The organism is Enterovibrio paralichthyis (genome assembly GCF_019209835.1).
Classification (GTDB): Bacteria; Pseudomonadota; Gammaproteobacteria; order Enterobacterales; family Vibrionaceae; genus Enterovibrio; species Enterovibrio paralichthyis.
On sequence record NZ_JAHUTS010000003.1, the window covers coordinates 141,989 to 162,514 of the forward strand.

Here is a 20,526-nt window from a genome sequence, read left to right on the forward strand (position 1 = left end):
TGCTTAACGCTCATACTGGCGGTCGAACGCGCATGGAAGGGTAGCGAAATGAGCGATCTAGCTCACACTCATAAAGCAGTTATTGAGGCTTCTTGGCAGCGGTGCCGATCGTTTGGTCTAAATCCGAAAAGCGCGCCGTCTATAGTCCAGCTAAACAGGGGTGACTGGCAGGATGCCCAGGACAAGTCCAAAGAACTGATCGTGACCACCCAGGAGCAGGTGCTGCCTTTCTACGAAAATATTCTGGTGAACAGCAACAGTCTGGTGCTGCTTGCAGACCGGGACGGCAACCTGTTAAGCCGCTGGGGCAGGCCGGGTTTCGTAAACCAGATGGAAAGCCATTTGTTTGAACCCGGCACCAGCTGGCAGGAACGTTTCAACGGAACCAATGCGGTAGGGACGGCGCTGCAAACGGGGCAATCTGTGGTGGTGGGGCGAGACGAACATTACCTGATTGCCAACCGCTACATGGCGGCGTCTGCCGCCCCCATTTACAACTGTGAACGTGAACTGGTCGGGGTGTTGAATATCTCGTCCGATGCTTATTTGCCGACTTCCCATGTCGATGGGATGGTCAAGGTGATGACCCAGTCGGTCGAAAACCAACTCATCATGGCGACTTATCGCCACCAACACTACATGCTGGTCTTCAACACCGGCGTGGACAACCACACCAGCCAGTGGGCGGGGTTGGTAGTGTTTGATGCTGCGGGGCAGGTGGTGGCAGCCAACCGCCGTGCTGATCTTCTTGTCGGCCATACCCTGGTTGGTCTGAATATCGAAGCGGTGACAGGTATAGCCATGTTGCAGCTTTCCGCACACCCGGAAAACCAGACCCTCTCTTTTGTCGGCCTGTCCAATTACCGCCTGTTTGGCACCATCAAACGGCCGATGGAAACGGTGATCCGCGCGCCTGTCGCCGCGCGTGCCCCTGCATCTCCCAAAGTGCAGCCGGTTTCACCCCAGAAAAAAGGGTTACACCAGCTTGATTTAGGCGACCCGAAAATGCAGAAAGCCATCAAGCAGGCGTTGAGCGTGGTAAACAGCGATATTCCCCTGGTGATACAGGGCGAAACCGGTGTGGGTAAAGAAGTGTTCGCCAAGGCGGTTCACACCTCTTCTGACAGGGCAGGAGCCAAATTTGTGGCGGTAAACTGCGCAGCCATTCCGTCAGAGCTGGTGGAGTCCGAGCTGTTTGGTTATGTGAAAGGCGCATTTACCGGTGCGAGCAATAAAGGAAGCATGGGGTATATCCGCCAGGCAGATGGCGGCACTTTGTTACTGGATGAAATTGGCGATATGCCCTTGCGCGTACAGGCAAGGTTATTGCGCGTACTGCAGGAGAAAACCGTGACGCCTCTTGGCAGCACAGAAAGTTATCCGGTCGATTTCCGTGTTATTTGCGCGACGCACCAACCGCTGCGGCAGGCAGTGGCAGAAAAACGGTTCAGGGATGACCTTTATTACCGTATTAATGGGCTGACACTGTTTCTCCCGGCACTGCGTGAACGTAAGGATATTCCGTCCCTGGTGCAGACATTGCTCTCTGAATTGGCATCAGGTACGTCGGTTGCGATAAGCAGTGATGTTCAAGCCCTGTTTGTCCGTCATACCTGGCCAGGCAACATACGCCAGTTGCAGAATGTGCTTAGGGTAGCGCTGGCACTGTCTGCGCAGCGAACCGTCTATAAACAGCACCTGCCGGATGACTTTTTTCTCGATCTGGATCAGAACGCGGTGTTACCAGTGAAAGAAAAGAGAGAGCACACCCTCTCGAATGTTCAATCACACTGGCGGGAAAGCCTGCCATCCCTTTATTCCTCTACGGATGGAAATATCACCCGAATCGCTGAAATTTCAGGTGTGAGTCGAAACACCGTCTACAAACGCCTGAGATCCCTTGGATTGAAATAACCCGCTTAAATTGCCTTGATAATTGAACACATTGTTTGAAATGTTAGCGTGCTGTTATGCGAATTAACTGTGCTTCACTAGTTCAAATGGATCATAATTGCTATAAAAATATTTTCATATAATTGAAATGACTCGCAAAATTGCCCTCCAGTTTTCTGTCTGTACTGGTTAATGAGCGCACGTGGTAAACAGGGTAATTCCGCTGATGACGAATACAGTATGATGAATGGTATGTCACTAAAATGAGTCATTAGTAACTATTTAATGACAATTCTTGCGTAAATCCCTCATTTTCACGCCTTCCGCTTTGTGGTCAACAGTTAGTCAATTGTGCTGTCAATTGTTATTTTTGTTAAAAAATATATCGTTGTTTCCCGTGTTTCTTGGATGTTAATTTTTGTAGTGCAACAACATTACAAATGGAATGTATAAGAAATACAGGAACGTATTCTATGAATAAGAAATTTTTAGCAGTCGCTATTCCGGCAGTACTTTTAGCAGGCAACGCAAACGCATTTGAGGCATACAGTGGTGATGCCGGTTCAGTTGAAGTTTATGGTCAACTTCGCGCCAACCTGATGAAAAGCCCTAATCAAGACCTGGTGCTTGATGATGTAGGCTCCCGCACCGGTGTTAACGCACTTTACTCTCTGACAGATAACATCAACGTACTGGCTACGCTGGAATACAGCCTGGACTGGGACGCAGATGCAATGAAAAACCGCTTGGGCTTTTTTGGTTTCTCCGGTGACTTCGGCCAGGTTCAGATTGGTAAACAATACCTGACTGCTGACGACCTGTGGGGCGTTGATAACTCATACTGGTTTGGCGGCAGCCACATCGTTGAAGGTACCGTTTCTGGTGCGAAACATGAAAACGCAATCCGCTACATGGTTTCTACCGACTTCGTCAACATCGATGCGAGCTACGGCTTGCCGGAAGATGGCTCTGCGGCCGAGGTTTTTGAACTGTTCCTGAGCAAAGAGATTGCGGGCTTTTCTGTAACAGCGGGTGTTTCACACGCCTCTCAAGACCACAAAGCATTCAAGATCGACACCGTAGATGTAAAAGCTGGCTCATTTGACGACCTTTACTACACCGTTTGGGCAGAGCGTTCATTTGGCGATCTGACTGTGGGCGTTCAGTATGCATCGAGCAACATTGAAAGTGACGCACTGGCAGTAGACGTCGACCGCGACGGTTACACACTGGCGTTGTCTTACGGCTTGTCTGACAAGTCAACGGTTTACGGTGGCTACGAATATTCCGAATTTGAAATTGATGCCAAACCGCTGAATGTTGTTGTCCAGGATGACTTCACTAACCTGTACGTCGGTGCGGTACACAAGTTTAACCAGTACTTCCGTCTGTGGGCTGAAATGGGTTACTCGGACGGTGTCACTGCCGGTTACTCAAACAACAAAAATGAAGGTTTTGCGGTTGCGCCAAGCGCAGTCGACAGCGAAGCGAAATACGCTATCGGTGCACGTGTTTACTGGTAATCACACCGCCTAACACGCATAAACTTCATACTGTCTTTAAAGCCCAGCCAAGCGCTGGGCTTTGTTGTTCTTGCTTTCTCTTTCAGCTTCTTTTTATTCTTCCAATCTCCAATCTCCAATCTCCAATCTCCAATCTCCAATCTCCAATCTCCAATCTCCAATCTCCAGCCTCTAAACTCAGCCCTTGCTCAACATACACCCTGCGATTCTCCCTTCCGGCTCACCAAGAAGTCCGAAGGTTTTGTACAGTAACTACACAAGCCTTCGAAAGGCACACAATGAATGGGCTGCAATCCGGACGAAATATCGCCAGATGGTGGTCTTACCTATCAGAAAGATAGGTAGAACCAATTAAACGCAATGTAAAATGCTGTTACTTTATAGCGACCCTATAAAGGTCATCGACCTTGGACACTTTTGTCGATTTAAATCCGGTTTATCGCCCATCTCAGGGAAATCCACATGGCGAAAGAAAACAACAATATCGTGATTTTTGGTGCATCCGGCGATCTTACAAAACGTAAGCTGATCCCAGCCTTTTATCACCTGTATGCAAACGGCATGATGCCAGAGAATTTCGCGATTCTTGGCGTCAGCCGCACCGAATATTCCGATGACGCTTTCCGCGAAAAGCTGTCAGCGTTCCTGAAAGCAAATGAAAAAGTAAATGAAGAGACGCTGGAGCGTTTCTGTCAGCATCTCTACTACCTCCCGCTCGATCCGGCTGATTCGGCAAATTACGACCAATTGGCTGTTCGTCTGGATGCGCTCAGTGAAAAGCACAACACCGGGCACAATAACCTTTACTATCTGGCGACACCGCCAAGCCTTTACGGCGTGATCCCAGAATGCCTTGCCAACCACAACCTCCACGACCAATCAAATGGCTGGAAACGCCTGATTGTCGAGAAGCCGTTTGGCTATGACACCGCATCAGCCGAAGCGCTGGATAAAAAACTGCACGATCAATTTGATGAAAACCAGCTCTACCGTATCGACCATTATCTGGGTAAAGAGACGGTACAAAACCTGCTGGTATTCCGCTTCTCCAACGGTATGTTTGAGCCGCTCTGGAACCGCAACTTCATTGACTACGTTGAGATCACCGGCGCTGAATTCCTTGGTGTAGAAGGCCGTGGTGGCTACTACGACGGATCAGGCGCTGTGCGCGACATGTTCCAGAATCACCTGCTTCAGGTGCTGGGCATGGTGGCGATGGAGCCACCGGCGGCAATCCGCTCTGACTCCATCCGTGATGAAGTCACCAAAGTGATGCAAAGCTTCCGCCCAATCAGCGATGACGATCTGAAGAACAACCTGGTTCTGGGACAATACACAGGCTCGACCGTGCGCGGTGAAACCCTGCCGGGTTACCGTGAAGAGCCGGGCGTTGCGGAAGACTCGCGCACCGAAACTTACGTTGGCCTGAAAATGTTCGTGGATACCTGGCGCTGGAATGGCGTGCCTTTCTACGTCCGCACAGGTAAACGTTTGCCAACACGAGTGACGGAAGTGGTCATTCACTTCAAGAAAACGCCGCATCCTGTGTTTGGTGCCAATGCGCCGGAAAACAAACTGGTGATCCGTATCCAGCCTGATGAAGGTATCCTGATGAGCTTTGGCCTGAAAAAGCCGGGCGCAGGGTTTGAAGCCAAAGAAGTGGCGATGCAGTTCCACTACCAGAACCTGGAAGAAGCGCAACTGCTGACCGCTTATGAGCGCCTGCTGCTGGATGCCATCAAAGGCGATTCCACCCTGTTTGCGCGCTCCGATGCGGTGAAAGCATGCTGGGAATTTGTTGAGCCTATTCTGCGCTACAAAGAAGACCCAGATTCCCTGTTCGGTTATGCCGCAGGCACCTGGGGCCCGGAAAAAGCGGATGAACTGTTGAAACGTGATGGACGCGAATGGCGTTATCCGTGTAAAAACCTAACCAACACCGAATACTGCGAGCTGTGATATGAAGGAATTTCGTATTCTAGACAACGCTGACGCTGTCGTTCTTGAACTGGCGGCGTCAATGAAAAGCCTGAGTGAGCAAGGACGCCCGGTTCACATCTCTCTTTCTGGCGGCAGCACACCAAAACTGCTGTTCAAACTGCTGGCGCAACCGGAATGGGCGAACAGCATCCAGTGGCAAAACCTGCACTTCTGGTGGGGTGACGAGCGCTGCGTGGCACCGGACGATGCCGAAAGCAATTACGGCGAAGCCAATGCCCTGCTGTTCAGTCAAATTGCGATTCCGGCTGAGAACATTCACCGCATCCGTGGTGAAGATGATGCACAGCAAGAGGCAAAACGACTGGCCGACGAAATCAAGGCAGAAGTGCCTGAGAAAAATGGCCTGCCAGCTTTTGACTGGATTTTGCTTGGCATGGGTGATGACGGCCACACAGCGTCGCTGTTCCCGGGTCAGACTGACTACGATGAGCCTGCGCTTACTCTGGTTGCAGCGCATCCACAATCTGGTCAGCTTCGCGTGTCGAAAAGTGCGCGCCTGCTGAATAATGCCGACCGCATCAGCTATCTGGTGCTGGGCGCGGGCAAAGCGGAAATGATTGAAGCGATCCACGGTAAAAACGCAAAGGCGGGTTTGCCGTATCCCGCCGCGCACATTGCTTCTGCGCACGGCATAACGGAATGGTATTTGGACGCTGCTGCCGCAAAGACATTGGCATAAGCGACTTTTTAGGGCATTTTTCGTCACGAACTTGCCGCGATTAAATATCCTGATGATTGCCCAGATGGGGAATACGCCAGTCATCAGGTAATAAGGAGTTAAAAATGAAAGGCGATATCGGTGTAATTGGTCTGGCAGTAATGGGCCAAAACCTTATCCTGAACATGAACGACAACGGCTTCAAAGTGGTTGCTTACAACCGCACTACGTCAAAAGTAGACGAGTTCCTGGAAGGCGCTGCGAAAGGCACTAACATTGTTGGCGCATACTCACTGGAAGATCTGGTAGAGAAGCTTGAAAAACCACGCAAAGTGATGCTGATGGTGCGCGCGGGTGATGTTGTTGATCAGTTCATCGACGCACTGACGCCACTGCTGGATGAAGGCGATATCATCATTGACGGTGGTAACTCTAACTACCCAGACAGCACACGCCGCATGAAATCACTGGAAGAGAAAGGCCTGATCTTCATCGGTGCGGGTGTTTCCGGTGGTGAAGAAGGCGCGCGCTTCGGACCATCAATCATGCCAGGTGGTAACCCAGCAGGCTGGCCTGCGGTTAAGCCAATCTTCCAGGCAATTTCTGCCAAGACTGACAGCGGCGAAGCGTGCTGTGACTGGGTTGGTCGTGAAGGTGCTGGCCACTTCGTGAAGATGGTTCACAATGGTATTGAATACGGCGACATGCAGCTGATCAGTGAAGCTTACCACTTCATGAAAGAAGGTCTGGGCATGAACCATGATGAAATGCAGGCGACGATGACTGCATGGAACAAAACCGAACTCGACAGCTACCTGATGGAAATCAGTGCTGAGATCGTGGGTTACCGCGACGAAAACGGCGAAATCGTGCTGGAGAAAATCCTGGATACTGCAGGCCAGAAAGGTACCGGTAAATGGACAGGCATCAATGCACTGGACTTCGGTATTCCACTGACCCTGATCACTGAATCTGTTTTTGCACGCGCACTGTCTGCACGCAAAGAAGAGCGTGAAGAAGCGGCGGCACTGTTCCAACACAAGATTGGTGCAGTAGAAGGAGACCGCGAAGTGTGGCTGGAAGCTCTGCGTAAAGCGCTGCTGGCAGCGAAGATCATCTCTTACGCACAAGGCTTTATGCTGCTGCGTGAAGCATCAGAGCAATACAACTGGGAACTGAACTACGGCAACGTGGCGCTGCTGTGGCGTGGTGGTTGTATCATCCGCAGTGCATTCCTGGGCAACATCCGCGATGCATACGAAGCAAACCCAGATCTGAAATTCCTGGGCTCAGACGAGTACTTCAAGAACATTCTGGAAGATTGCATGGGTTCATGGCGTAAGGTGGTGGCGAAGACATTCGAAATCGGTCTGCCATCGCCAGGTCTGTCTTCAGCGCTGACCTTCCTTGACGGTTATACCACCGCGCGTCTGCCAGCGAACATGCTGCAAGCACAGCGCGACTACTTCGGTGCGCACACTTACGAGCGCACTGACCGTCCACGTGGTGAGTTCTTCCACACCAACTGGACCGGTAAAGGCGGCGACACTGTGTCGACTACCTACAACAGCTAAGGGCTGTTACTGAAGCAAAGGGAGCCGAAAATGGCTCCCTTTTCTTTTCTTTGCTTTGGAGAAGGGTTTAAACCATCAAGCTGGTCACAAAGTCCACATCGACATAGTTCAGGCCGTGGTACCAGCACTCCAGTGTCACTTCTGTGCCATCGGCAAATCCCAGCGTGGTGCCATAGGAATTGATGGTGACATTGATATCCGCAGCTGAAGTTGCGAGGCTCTGGTGGATCTGGATAGTGTCCTGCGACCAACAAAAATCCTTGATCACATTGCTGCCATCGGTGTGGTCAAAGTAGAACAGGTCATAACCAGAACCGCCCCACAGAAGGTCGTTACCGGCAGAAGCAGCCAAAACATCGTTACCACAACCGCCAATCAGCCAGTCATCACCGGCACCCGCCCAGATGTCATCATCGCCATATTCGCCCCAGAGTTTGTCGCAGCCTTCACCACCTTCCAGTTTATCGTTGCCGCAACCGCCCGCTAAGGTGTCATTGCCTTCCTGACCAAATAGCATGTCGTTGCCATCGCCGCCCCACATGCAGTCATCGCCACCATGACCGAATGCCGTATCATCACCGGAACCACCCAGAATGGTGTCTTTGCCATCCCAACCCCAGATGTAGTCAGCCCCGGCACCGCCATCGATGTAATCATCACCGCCTTCACCATGGATGATGTCGTCGCCACATCCACCCAGCAGGGTGTCGTTATCTGCGCCGCCAAACAGACGGTCATTGCCATAGCCCCCATCAAGGTAATCGCAGCCGTTACCGCCGATCAGCAAATCATCGCCGCAGCCGCCGTAAATCACGTCATTACCGTCACCACCATCAATACGGTCGTTGCCATCTTGTCCGTAGAGCCAGTCGTTACCGCCGTAACCATAGATTTGGTCGTTGCCCCAACCACCGTAAACGACATCACAGTTTGCACCACCAAAAACGGTATCGTGACCACCGCCGGCATAGACATAATTCAGCCCGTCACCGGTCCGAATGAGATCATCACCGTCATAGGCGTATATACAGTCGTTTGAAGCTGTACCTTCCAATGTTTCGCTGTCATTAGTACCAATTACATATGCCATGTTCTTGCCCTCTGTCCTGATATGTCATTGTTATTTGGCCGTGCTGCGAGAAAACCCACCGCCCAGAAAATCCTAGATGGGTTAAGGCTACTTTAGGTCTCACTGATGAAACGACGGGGACGGGAGATCAGGAAAACGATGGATCGCAGTAGAAAAGTACCAAACAGAGGTTCGAAATCGTCAACACTTGCTTGATACATCAAGCGGTCGGAAGGGACGGGCTGAAGCCATTCAGGTGGCCAGATTGGATGTCAGAGAAGTGGTGAGATCCTCACATAAGAAACGAAAGGACAAAGAGGAGGTGACGCAGCCAATGAATTTTTTCGGTATTTTCCAAATGCCTATATTAATACCTTCTCAGTCGTAAGGAGCAGAGAATCCAAGGCATATTACAATGCTCGTTTCAGTTCCGACACAGTGCTATGGGTTTGGGGATTCCAGAGGGAGGTAGTGGGAGTGCTTTGGATAAAATAATGGCCTACCCGACGTTGTACATTTTCAACTTGGAGTAGGCCATAACATTGCAGCCTAAGTTGAAAACTCAGCTGCAGGAGAGGGTAGAATTACTTCTTACCTTCTTTATCTAGGCGAGTCAATTCTTTGATTTGACGTGAAATTTCGCGACGCTCCTTCGAAATTTCCGCGCTCTTGATGATGTGGTCATCTACACGGTCTTCGTAGTCTGCTTTCATGTTCTTGACGATCTCAACGATTTCTTCGTGAGTCATTTCTGGCTGAATGTAGTCAAGCAGGTTCTCAAGCAGGGTAACGCGCTTTTGGTTGTCGCGGATTTTCTTTTCGTTGTCCTGAATTTCCCGCTTCAGTTTGTTTTTGCGACGAGAGAACTTAACGATCTCGAATACATTGTTCATAGGTTTATAACCTTCTGTGTGTGATCCTGACGAAATTAAACCACATTGATAGCTGCGGAAACAGTCTTTTGATCAAGGAAAAGTGACTATTTTCAAAGAAGGTTTAATGACCAATCACTGGCCACGAATAAGGCGACGGTTGGCGAAAAATTTGGCAGTGGCGGCGGGGTGAATGGCGGGTTTTTAGGCTGGGAAAAGTAAAAACGGCGCGACAATAAACCGCGCCGTTTTGGCAAAAATGAAAGTAAGTTACTCGACTGCGCCTTCAAGCCGGACGTGCTCACCTTCAAGTTTAAGTTTCGCGCCCCTGAGCATGGCATTGACCAACTCGGTTGCATCGAACTTGGTCAGGGCTTCGTGGGCACCTACCTGCTTGGCGCGATCAACGCTGATGGCGCTCGACAATGAGGTATGCAGGATAAGGTAAGCCTCAGACAGGGGTTCATTGCTGCGGATTTCGAAAGCCAGTTCATAGCCATCGATGCCAGGCATTTCAATATCGCTCACGACAATATCGAATGGACGTCCTTCACGGGCAGATGTTTTCATCTTTTCCAATGCATCGAGACCATTTGAACTGACGACATAGGGTATGTTGATACTGTCGAGCGCCTCTGACAGTTGTCGCCGTGCAAGGCTACTGTCATCAACCAGCAGGATGTGCATCGGTTTGAGTTTTTCCCGATCTACATCGGCGAGGATAGGGTGCAGTTTGTCCTGCGGCATTGGGAAGATTTTCGACATAACCAATTCTACGTCGAGCAACTGAACCAGTTTATTGTCGACGTTCATCACGCCAGTGAGGAATGCGCGTGTACCCAGCGTTTCCGGTGGCGGGGTGATATTCCGCCAGTCACACTCACTGATCTTTTCTATTCCACGCACCAAAAAACCGACAACCTTGCGTTGGCAATCGGTGATGATAATGAAGCAGCTTTCATACTCTTCTTTACTGACGGGCATATATCCAATGGCCTTTGCCATATCAATCACCGGGGTGGTGATTCCGCGGATATTGGCAGTGCCGATCACAGTGTGGTGAGAGCCGGGCAGCGCAGTGAGATGGCGAAAAGGGACGATTTCACGAACCTTAAGCGTGCCGATCGCAAACATCTGCGTTGCAGACAATCTAAACAGCAGCATTCCCTGAGATTCATTGGCTTTGCTTTTCATATCGCGCCTGTGGTGTCTGGTGTGCCTTTTACACCCCAAGTACCTTTAATTTCAGACAGTTCAGGTACCGCGGGTATAATGCTTTTTCAGGTAAGTGTAGCGTTTCATATCGGGGATAACACCTCTGTTCTTGGGTTTTTCTGCGTTTAGAAGCTTAACTTTCTCTGCGAGGCATGACACAAGGCGAGTGAAAGGTTATTTTCCATTTGCAGTGTGAATGGCCTTTGATATTTCAACGAAATGGTGAATATCTTGTTCTGTCCAAAGAGCAAAATCGAAAAGGGTTATTGTTGAATTTCGCTTTCTTCAAGGACTTTTTCTACTATTAATAAGAATTGATAAACTACGCGCTAAATCAGTACACCGTATACCGACGTGGTTTTGTATGTGGTTTACTGGGTTCTGCACAAGAAAAAATGAGAAATCACAGAGTGATGTGATCACAGGGCGGTTAAAGACCTCATGACAAGTATTTTAGATTCAGTAGACTCACGTACCCGCCTGGTGGGGGAAAACCGGCTTGAGCTGCTTATATTCCAGCTTGGGACCCGCCAACTGTTTGCTATCAACGTTTTCAAGGTTCGGGAAGTGCTCAAAGTCCCGCACCTTAACCAAATGCCGGGATCGCACCCCAAAATTTGTGGCGTTGCGACCATCCGCGGCCACTCTATCCCTGTGATTGATATGCGCCAGTCCATTGGCATGCGCCCGCTTGAGAAAGATCAGGAAACCAACCTCATCGTGACGGAGTACAACCGCACCGTACAGGCATTTTTGGCCGGTAAAGTGGTGTACATCAAAAACATGGGCTGGGATGAAATCATGGAGCCTCCAAGCACTGGCCGTTCTAATTACCTTACCGCCATCACCAAGCTTGAACATGAAAATCAAAACAAGCTGGTGGAAATCATCGACGTTGAGAAAGTGTTGGCAGAGATTGTTTCCTACGACATCGACATTTCAGATGGTGTGCTGGACGACCAACTGACCAATCATCTGGTGGGACAAAAAGTGCTGGTGGTGGACGATTCATCAACGGCGCGCAAGCAGGTTTCAGAAACCCTTGGCCAGCTTGGCATCGAATGTATCGAGATGAAAAACGGTGCGCAGGCATTGAGATTGCTTAAAGGCTGGTGTGACGAAGGAAAAACTGTCACTGATGAAATCCTGTTGATGATCACCGATGCGGAAATGCCGGAAATGGACGGTTATAAGCTGACCTCTGAAATCCGTGCAGACAGCCGTATGAGCAACCTTTACATTGCACTGAATACTTCGCTCAGTGGCAGTTTTAACGAAGCCATGGTGGAAAAAGTGGGCTGTAACCGCTTTGTCTCCAAATTCCAGCCAGATTTGCTGGTTGATGTTGTTCAAACCCACATGCGCGAACGACTGGAAAAATAGGTCTGCGGCAGGTTGGGCAGAGAAATTCATGCCCAACCTCACCATCTTCCCCATCACTTTTCCGTACACCGTAGGCTTGCCGTCCGCACCTGACAACGACGTCGCTTCATGCAGGTGACGACAACCACCAAAGGTCAACAGACCCTGGGAATTGCTGTGAAATTTCTCTTTCTGACACGCCATGCGAAATCCTGTTGGGACGACCCGACGCTGAACGACCACGATAGACCACTCAATCATCGTGGGAAGAAAGATGCGCCCCAAATGGGAAAAAGGTTGGCGGCTTGGCAGGGGATGCCAGACGTGATTGTGAGCAGCAGTGCGACGAGGGCGCAAGACACCGCTGGTCTTGTCGCAGAACAGTTTACTCATTCTCCCCGTTTATTGGTGTTTCCAAGCCTGTATACCGAAGATTGGGAAGACATTGCCGCTGTGATTGAAGATTTGGATGAGGAATACCAGAGTGCCATGTTGGTAGGGCATAACCCGGCTTTGAACCACTTTCTGGCACAGGTGCCTTTTGAGCTTGATAACCTGCCAACCTGTGGCGTGGTGGTGATCAGGCTGGAAAGTAGAAGCTGGCGCGATTGGCGTGAAGGCAGCAAACAAGTGATGTGGCTGGATTACCCTAAGCGCTTGAAGAAAAATTAGAGTTATGCACTTTTTCTGTGGATAACCCGGTTAATCACCCGGTAAGAAAATCCCCGTTTGCCCCATTTTACTGCGGGGATCCCCAAAATCGAATTTGCTGGTCAAAAAGCGTCCACTTAGTGTGGGCGGGGTGTGGAAGATGACTGCATGATAAAAAAATTCGTTATAAACTAGCCCGGCATATACCCAAGATTTCTACTGGAACAGATTGCTTGGGTATATGAAATGGCTCGTCATGGTTTGGAGTACATAATTGATCTCTGTTGAAAAATATGAGGGATTAACCGCACGGATCGCGCTGATAAACGAAGAGATAAAACGACAGGATGTCGAATTCTACCTGTTTGTTCCCGGTGAACTTAACTTCTCTAACAATGTGCTTAGTGAAGACGGGTTTTATAATCAGGTTCTTTCCAATACCCGCACTTACTTTTCGTCGCAATATCACTTGCCGCTGGTACATTCACGTCTGGCGAGCCGGGACAAACTGCCGTCTGACAAATACCGCGTCAGCTTGAGTTTGTACGCCTATCAATATGCACTCTCACTGGAAAAAACCACCCACAGGTTCTTTGACACCGTTGCTGATGTTGAAGAGGAAGAGGCGGTAGAGCAGCTTGAAGTCATCACCGACATGGCGGTGGAGATCCTCCGTCGTTTGCGTCGTTACGTGCCGAAAGACGAAGGCTTGATCAAATACTACAACAACGTCGATAACTACCTGTCATGGTTAACCGAGCAGCGATTCCTTTCGCTGGTGGCTCACATGCCAAGAAGTGCTGCGTTCAAACCCATCCGCGAGCAATTGATAGCGTTCTGTGAGTCAGAAGCTGCCTACCGGATTGAGCAAAACTACAACTCCGTCAAAGCGCAGCGTGACCCGACGCGAATGGTCAACAAGATGCGCCTTGCCCGTCGCCTGATTGAATACCCGGTTACCATTCGTCAAAAAGACGTGTTGCTTGGGCAAAACCTCAACAAAATCGTAAAGGGTGCCGCCGCCGGTCTGGTGATGATTTTCGTTACCTTCGCCATTATCCGTATGCGCAGTTTCCTTGGTGAAATTACCCTTTCGTTTGTCATGGCGATGGCAGGCCTGTATGCCATGCGCGAAATATTCAAAGACGATTTGCGCGAAGTACTGTGGCGCTGGCTACGTAAAGGCCGCCCGAAGTGGCGCAAGGTCTTTACGGATCCAACTTCAGGACAGACCATAGGTAACCAGCTTGAATGGCTGGATTACATCCCGTTTGACAAGATCCCGGAAGACGTAAAGAAAATCCGTAAAGGCAAGCTGCGTCAGCGGGAAGAATCGGTTGTCCGAATCAAGATGGTTACCAATATGTCGACCACCAAATTCCTCAGCGGTTATGACATGACCCGGGAAGTATGGCGTGTTGATTTCAGACCGTTTTCCCGCTTGATGGCTCGTGGTAAGCAACGTTTCTACGCCTTGAATGACGGTCAGGTCTCCCACGAGTCTATCGACAAACGTCACCAGTTCAATCTGGTATCCAAGCAGAAAAACCAGGATGGCAGCTTTACTGTCCAGCGTTGGAAAATAACAGTAAACCGCTCCAAGGTGATCGACGTCGAAGAGGTATTCTCATAACGTCTGTCGTTTTCTCAGACGTCAGATAGCATCGCTCTTGTGGCTGGAACCATAAGATGGCATTTGGGACATAGTAAGTGTCATTTTGGACAGCTAAGTTGTCATGGTCTACTTTTAGGTTGTAAATTTACAACTTGGGGTAGGCCATGTATCCACATACCATCAAAAAGCCGCACGCTAAGAAAAATGTCTTCAAATTCATTAGCGTTAAAAATAGCGCCATCATCACGTGCGAATCATCGCTCGAGTTTGATGCCTGTTTTCATCTCGAATACCACCCCAACGTCGTTTCATTTGAAAGCCAACCCTTCTGCTTTAACTACCAGTTAGAGGACAGACCTCACAGCTACACGCCAGATTTCCTAGTTACACTCAATAGTGGTCATAAGTCACTGCAAGAAATCAAAGATTCAAAGTTCTGCCTAACCCCTGAATACATCCATATTTTCGAAGCCATGCAAAAAGGTAGCGAGGCTATTGGGTTTCCTCTTCACCTCGTCACCGAGCGACAAATTCGTAAAGGATTCATCTTAGACAACCTTAAATTGATTCATCGATATGCAGGCTCAAAACATATTTGTGATTTTAAAAAGTCAGTGATTGAAGTTATTCAGAATCAGGGGCTGTCGACACCTGGCAAGCTTGTCTGCGTTTTCGGCAAGTCCATTGGTTTTATGAACCGAGAGTTATTGGAGCTCATGAGCCTTGGTTTAGTTAAGGCCCATCTTGAAAACTCTCTGTTTAATGAAGACACGGAACTATGGGTGAAAGAATGAGCGATATCGGCCCATTCGATGACGAATCTAGACGTGAACTGGTAAGTAACAAAGAGAGTCTTCCTGATGATGTTTCTAAGGAAGACTCAGAACTTAGTTACCGGCCACTGAATGCTGTAACGGTTTACGAGCGAGATTTAGATAGCTTCCCAGAAGAACGGAAACAAGAAGCCCTAGAGCGATTTAAGCTGTTGTCACTCATAGGAAAAGAACTCAACGGGCCTTGGCCGTTAGACCAAGTAAAAGCGTTAATCGAAAAGCACAAAGATGACATTTCGATTCCTACACCCAGCCCAAGAACGGTTTTGCGCTGGAGGGAACGTTACGAGAGAAGCGACGGCGATTTGAAGTCTCTAATCGTTAGAAATCATGCTAAGGGCAACCGAAAACCCAAGGTCGTTGGCGATGAATATTACTTCGATTTAGCCGTCCAAAGTTGGCTTGAGGCGGAAAGGCCAAAAATTTCTAAAGCCTATGAACGCTACTCAGACTCTATTGATGTCGCCAATGAAAACATTGTTGCCGGGAAAATACCCTGCGTCAGCTATAAAACGTTCTCAAGACGGCTCAAACAGCTCCCACCTTATGCTGTTGCCCTGCAAAGGCATGGCAAGTACTTCGCAGATCTCTGGTATCGCCATAATGCTAAACATAAACCGCCGACGCGAGTGTTAGAACGCGTTGAAATCGATCATACACAGCTCGATTTGATGCTGCTCCATGATGAGTACCTTGTCCCTATTGGGCGCCCTTGTTTAACCATGCTTATCGATGTCTTTAGTGGCTGCATCATTGGTTTCCATCTCGGTTTTCATGCCCCCGGATATGCAACAGTTGCTAAGGCGTTACTTAATGCCATGAAGCCTAAAGATTACGTTAAAGACTTACCGATTGAGCTTAACAACCAGTGGCTTTGCGAGGGAAAAATCGAAAGGTTGGTGATGGACAATGGGGCTGAATTTTGGTCAAAAAGTATCGATGATGCCTGTAAAGAACTCAACATTGCAGTCCAATACAATCCTGTAAAAAAGCCTTGGTTAAAACCTTTCATAGAAAGGTCATTCGGTATTCTGAATCAAACTTTACTCGACACCATTCCGGGAAAGACGTTTTCAAATGTCCTGGAAAAAGGTGACTATGACGCTGCCAACAAGGCGGTTATGAAGTTTTCCACGTTTGTTGAAGAACTGCATCGATGGATTATCGATGTTCACAACGCGAAGGCCGATTCTAGAAACAATCGCTTGCCCAATTTATATTGGCGTCAAAGCGTGAAAACGCTTCCGCCTCCCCGCCTCCCTGTGAAGGACAGCAAGCAACTTTCTATTATCATGGGGCTTTTAGATAAGCGGAAACTGACAGAGAAAGGCTTGCAATATGAAGACTTATTCTATCGCAGCCAAGCACTCGCTGATTACCGCGCAAGGTTTCCACAGACGAAAGAATCTGCGATGAAAACCATCAAAGTCGACCCAGATGACATGTCGAGAATTTTCGTTTTTCTAGAGGAACTTGATGGCTATATTGAAGTGCCCTGTGATGATCCCGTCGGCTACACCAAGCACCTTTCGCTTCATGAACATCTCATTATCAAACGTGCTCATAAATTATACATAAAAGGACATGTAGACACGCTTTCGCTGGCCAAAGCTCGGCTGGCATTGGCGGCTCGAATGGAAGAAGAAACCGAAGATCTACGCACTTTTAAAAGGAAGCGTAAGCCACCTAAAAATATGAAAAAGATGGCAGAATTTTCAGGCATTAGCAGTGCAGAAATTGAGTCTAAGCCTCCGACTCAAAAGGAAAAAGCACCGAAAAACAGCAAAGATGAAGAATTGAAGAAAGCGGCTGAATTTTTGGACGAATGGGAAGAGATACTTGGAGAGTTAGATGACGAATAGCAGCATGAATGAGGTAGAGCTGCTCGTCTCTAATTTCAATCAGTCTTTTGCATTGTTTCCGCCCTTTGACGCGATTCTTGGCGACCTTGAAAAGTTACGTATTAAAAGTGCGAGAGCTGGCTTTAAATCCTCAATGTTGGTTTTCGGTGACACAGGTGCGGGTAAATCAGCATTGCTTGAGCATTTCACCAAATCAAGCCAGACAAAAACGGGCCCAAAGGTACTAAGGACGAGAGTCCGGCCATCACTGCAAGAAACACTTACCTGGACTCTTCACGATTTGAACCCACACCGAAAAAACGATCGATTTATAAAAAAGGCTTCTGAAATCGGCTTAACAGATATGGTAATCCGAGAGTTGAAACAGTCGAATATAGGTATGGTGATTATTGATGAGTGTCAGGAGTTTGTGGAAATTCGTTCAGGCGACGAGAAAAAAGACATCAGTAATCGATTAAAAATGATCAGTGAAGAAGCTTCCGTCTCAATGGTGTTTGTCGGTATGCCTTGGTCAAAGGAAATTGCTAGAGATAGTCAGTGGGAGTCTAGAATTCGCATCGTAAGGGAGATCCCTTATTTCAAAGTGATCAACGATGATGGCAGTAACAACAAAGAGGAAATGAAGCGGTTTGCTCTGAGTTTGAAAGCAATCTCCAATTTGATGCCCTTTTCGAAGCGCCCTGAATTAGAACTGCCCAAGTTGAGTTTTCCACTTTTGGCTTACTCTAGGGGAGAAATGAGAGCGCTGAAAGATTTGTTGGCTGATGCTCTAGAGCTTGCATTGCTTGAAGGTGCAGAAACTCTGACTAGAAACCATTTAAAAGAAGCTGCCGAGCTTACCACCCCAAAAAACAATCCTTTTGATGACAAAGCAAACGTCATTGAAGTTCAAACGATTCAGCAGTACACACGCTTTGAATTGGATGACAGGACAGGAAGAAGAGAGAGGTTTGATCGTGCCTTTACTGCTTTAAAGCCAATACCGATGAGGAATCTACTCAGTAAACGCTAGCTCTCACCACCCCCACATAGCTTCGCAATCAGCGCCGCCTTGTCTTCATCGCTTAGCTTGTCCACCAGGCAGGCTAACTCCGCACTCAACTCACTCTCACAGAAAAAGTAATTCAAAGGTACACCAAGCTCATCGGCCATGCGCCGGAGCGTGCCGATATCCGGTGTGTGGCGGCCTTTCTCATAGTGGTTCATTCGCCCACTCGCTGAGCTTGGTTCCATACCAATTTTTATACCCAGATCTTTCTGGGTGAGACCGGCTTTTTTACGGGCTTCTTTGAGCCTCGTTGGGATTGGGTTGTCTTTTTGCACTGAGCCATATCTGGTAGACCTATGTCGACTTAGATTGTCTAAGTTTTACTGAATTCTGTATACTTAGCAATCCTAAGTTTTTGGTGAAAGAAAAAAGTGAAATGAACCGAAAAGTTCCCCTTAACCAATGGCTGTATAAAGCATTGATAGAGAAAGAAATGGATGGCTTCTCGGTGTTGGAAATAAGGAATAGCCTGCTGGAAGAAACCGCAGGTCAACTTGACAAGCACGAACTTCGCAAAATGCTTTATCGCCAGATTTATAAACTGGTTGATCGGGGTTATCTGGAAAAACGAAGCGGAGAAGCAGACAATGAACCCTGCTACTTCAAATCGGACAGATTTGGCAGTGTGGCGTTTATTCCGGCAAAACGCACAGTACTTCCGTCATTAAAAAAGCACAGGCGGGAAAGCAATGAACAGCCATTTCTTAGCCACATCTCCCGAGAGAAGGCTCAATCGGAAGCTGAGCTCCGGATTGTACTAGGCGAAGTGGAAGAATATAAGCGTGTACTCGCTCACTTTCCCAAGCAATCAGCGCTTATCCAGCCGCTATATGACAAATCTAAAGAGTACTCTGCAGAGTTACTGGGAAGAATTAACGCCCTGAGTAAGTTGGAGTCATTGCAATGCTGAGGAAATGGCAAAGCGAATGCGTAGATTTGGCAATCGAACACTACATTCAGGGTCAGCCCCATTTTCTTTGCCTTGCTACCCCTGGGGCTGGGAAAACCATCATGGCGGCCGAATTAGCCGCTACCCTTTTTGACAAAGGGATGATTGACGGTGTGCTTTGCTTTTCCCCTTCAATTACGATTGCAGGCGGTATTAAAAGGACGTTTTCGCGCAGATTGAAATGCCCCTTTAAAGGAGGAATGGGCGACAAAGGTATATCTCTGACTTACCAGAGTCTATCAAGCCTCAGTGACGAATTTTGGGCGTCGCTACAGACAATTCGGCTCCTCGTCGTGTTCGATGAAATCCATCATTGCGCCGGAGGAGAAAAGCCCAATGCTTGGGGGCAGTTACTTATATCTAGAATCCAGGCACTGGCAGCATTCACACTAGCCCTAACAGGGACACCTTGGCGATCTAACGCGACGCAGATTGCTTTCGCGGCCTATTCGGTGGAAGGCAATATTCACTGTGACTATAGCTATGGCCTTGCCGAGGCTGTCGCCGATCAGGTTTGTCGAAGGCCTAATGTGGTGCTGGTTGATAACGAAGAGCTGGTCGCTTCAAACTATGATGGCTCAAGGGATACCTATCCATCCGTCTCTGAATATCTCTCAGGTTCTGGTGAGCCCTATGGTTCTCTGCTGAATAGTGAGAGCGTTCTCTTGCACGTGCTTAAATTGGCTTGCCAAAAGCTCAATGACGTTCGGCTCAGCGTCCCAGATGCTGCAGGGCTGGTTGTAGCATCAACCGTTCAGCACGCCGAACAAATTGCGTCGATGCTCAGAGCGAATTTTCAGCAAGCGTCCGTGGTTGTCACCTATAGACATGACAACGCAAACGGGATAATTGAATCATTCAAAACGGCCAAACAACCATGGATAGTCAGCGTCGGCATGATCAGTGAAGGGACGGATATCCCAAGACTTCAGGTTTGTTGCCATCTAAGTCGTGTCAAAACAGAACTGCATTTCCGACAGGTACTCGGGAGAATTCTGCGCAAGCGGGAACAGCTGGATGCAGATGCTTGGCTCTACACCCTTGCAGAGCCCAACTTGGTGAGTTTCGCTGAGCAGTTAACCCTCGACGTGCCAGAGAGCACTCTGGTCATTGATACTCCTAAACGAAGCATTGACGAGACTCAGCCTCTTCCAAGGCTTGAGGCTACAGATACGCGAAACCACAGTGAGACGACTCATTACAGTGAAGTCGTATTTGATGAGGTACATGCAGATGATATTGGCTGGCACGGCTACCAGTCTCGGGAGTTGCTGGTTTTAGGTAACTTCAAACAGCGGGTTCTCTCACACTTTATCTAAAGGTATTAGTGAGTTAGTCAATACAATGAGGAACATGCATCTCCCCAGCAATATAAACTCAGTTATAATGCCAACATCCAGT

General features: G+C 48.6%; 17 protein-coding genes. 13 read left to right on the forward strand and 4 right to left on the reverse strand.

Annotation, left to right across the window (positions count from 1 at the left end; translation table 11 throughout):
* Nucleotides 1-48: 48 nt before the first annotated feature.
* From KU854_RS05040 to gnd, 5 genes are all read left to right on the forward strand, one after another.
* Entirely contained in the window at nt 49-1,914 is a 1,866-nt protein-coding gene (locus KU854_RS05040; protein ID WP_218357368.1) for a sigma-54-dependent Fis family transcriptional regulator, read from the forward strand.
* 452 nt (nt 1,915-2,366) lie between these two features.
* The gene (locus KU854_RS05045) at nt 2,367-3,416 is read left to right on the forward strand and encodes a porin (RefSeq protein WP_218357369.1); all 1,050 of its coding nucleotides are present in this window, start codon (nt 2,367-2,369) and stop codon (nt 3,414-3,416) included.
* 462 nt (nt 3,417-3,878) lie between these two features.
* Complete coding sequence (gene zwf, locus KU854_RS05050; protein WP_218357370.1) at nt 3,879-5,375, forward strand: glucose-6-phosphate dehydrogenase; 1,497 nt, start codon at nt 3,879-3,881, stop codon at nt 5,373-5,375.
* 1 nt (nt 5,376) lies between these two features.
* Nucleotides 5,377-6,096: a 6-phosphogluconolactonase gene (pgl, locus tag KU854_RS05055; protein WP_218357371.1), complete on the forward strand. Its 720-nt coding sequence runs from the start codon at nt 5,377-5,379 to the stop codon at nt 6,094-6,096.
* A gap of 104 nt (nt 6,097-6,200) precedes the next feature.
* Nucleotides 6,201-7,649 carry a decarboxylating NADP(+)-dependent phosphogluconate dehydrogenase gene (gene gnd / locus KU854_RS05060; protein ID WP_218357372.1) on the forward strand — a complete coding sequence of 483 codons (1,449 nt, stop codon included), beginning with the start codon at nt 6,201-6,203 and terminating at the stop codon, nt 7,647-7,649.
* Between the two features lie 67 nt (nt 7,650-7,716).
* On the opposite strand, the gene KU854_RS05065 is transcribed toward gnd, so the two are convergent.
* The 3 genes from KU854_RS05065 to KU854_RS05075 all read right to left on the reverse strand — a co-directional run bounded on the left by KU854_RS05065 (nt 7,717) and on the right by KU854_RS05075 (nt 10,784).
* Nucleotides 7,717-8,739 (reverse strand): calcium-binding protein, encoded by a 1,023-nt coding sequence (locus KU854_RS05065; RefSeq protein ID WP_218357373.1) that lies wholly within the window; start codon nt 8,737-8,739, stop codon nt 7,717-7,719.
* Between the two features lie 563 nt (nt 8,740-9,302).
* Nucleotides 9,303-9,611: a DUF496 family protein gene (locus KU854_RS05070; protein ID WP_054779072.1), complete on the reverse strand. Its 309-nt coding sequence runs from the start codon at nt 9,609-9,611 to the stop codon at nt 9,303-9,305.
* A 249-nt stretch (nt 9,612-9,860) separates the two neighbouring features.
* Complete coding sequence (locus KU854_RS05075) at nt 9,861-10,784, reverse strand: chemotaxis protein (protein WP_218357374.1); 924 nt, start codon at nt 10,782-10,784, stop codon at nt 9,861-9,863.
* A gap of 462 nt (nt 10,785-11,246) precedes the next feature.
* On the opposite strand from KU854_RS05075, the gene KU854_RS05080 reads away from it, so the two are divergent.
* The 6 genes from KU854_RS05080 (at nt 11,247) to KU854_RS05105 (ending at nt 18,140) form a co-directional block, all read left to right on the forward strand.
* Nucleotides 11,247-12,188, forward strand: coding sequence for a chemotaxis protein CheV (locus KU854_RS05080; protein WP_218357375.1), 942 nt, complete (start codon nt 11,247-11,249; stop codon nt 12,186-12,188).
* Nucleotides 12,189-12,344: 156 nt separating this feature from the next.
* Nucleotides 12,345-12,839, forward strand: coding sequence for a SixA phosphatase family protein (locus tag KU854_RS05085; RefSeq protein ID WP_218357376.1), 495 nt, complete (start codon nt 12,345-12,347; stop codon nt 12,837-12,839).
* A gap of 253 nt (nt 12,840-13,092) precedes the next feature.
* Nucleotides 13,093-14,451 carry a hypothetical protein gene (locus tag KU854_RS05090; protein WP_054779075.1) on the forward strand — a complete coding sequence of 453 codons (1,359 nt, stop codon included), beginning with the start codon at nt 13,093-13,095 and terminating at the stop codon, nt 14,449-14,451.
* Nucleotides 14,452-14,597: 146 nt separating this feature from the next.
* On the forward strand, nt 14,598-15,227 hold the full coding sequence (locus tag KU854_RS05095) for a TnsA endonuclease N-terminal domain-containing protein (RefSeq protein WP_218357377.1): 630 nt from the start codon (nt 14,598-14,600) through the stop codon (nt 15,225-15,227).
* Nucleotides 15,224-17,128, forward strand: a complete 1,905-nt coding sequence (locus tag KU854_RS05100; RefSeq protein WP_218357378.1) for a Mu transposase C-terminal domain-containing protein — start codon at nt 15,224-15,226, stop codon at nt 17,126-17,128. Before KU854_RS05095 ends, KU854_RS05100 begins: the two co-directional genes overlap by 4 nt.
* Nucleotides 17,118-18,140: a TniB family NTP-binding protein gene (locus tag KU854_RS05105; protein WP_218357379.1), complete on the forward strand. Its 1,023-nt coding sequence runs from the start codon at nt 17,118-17,120 to the stop codon at nt 18,138-18,140. Before KU854_RS05100 ends, KU854_RS05105 begins: the two co-directional genes overlap by 11 nt.
* Here KU854_RS05105 and KU854_RS05110 read toward each other — a convergent pair.
* Complete coding sequence (locus tag KU854_RS05110; protein ID WP_054779081.1) at nt 18,137-18,451, reverse strand: helix-turn-helix domain-containing protein; 315 nt, start codon at nt 18,449-18,451, stop codon at nt 18,137-18,139. The genes KU854_RS05105 and KU854_RS05110 overlap by 4 nt on opposite strands.
* Nucleotides 18,452-18,552: 101 nt before the next feature.
* Between KU854_RS05110 and KU854_RS05115 the strand changes: the two genes are divergently transcribed.
* Both KU854_RS05115 and KU854_RS05120 read left to right on the forward strand, forming a co-directional pair.
* Nucleotides 18,553-19,086: a hypothetical protein gene (locus KU854_RS05115; RefSeq protein WP_054779082.1), complete on the forward strand. Its 534-nt coding sequence runs from the start codon at nt 18,553-18,555 to the stop codon at nt 19,084-19,086.
* Nucleotides 19,080-20,444 carry a DEAD/DEAH box helicase gene (locus KU854_RS05120; protein ID WP_218357380.1) on the forward strand — a complete coding sequence of 455 codons (1,365 nt, stop codon included), beginning with the start codon at nt 19,080-19,082 and terminating at the stop codon, nt 20,442-20,444. The genes KU854_RS05115 and KU854_RS05120 overlap by 7 nt, the downstream gene beginning before the upstream one ends.
* Nucleotides 20,445-20,526 lie beyond the last annotated feature (82 nt).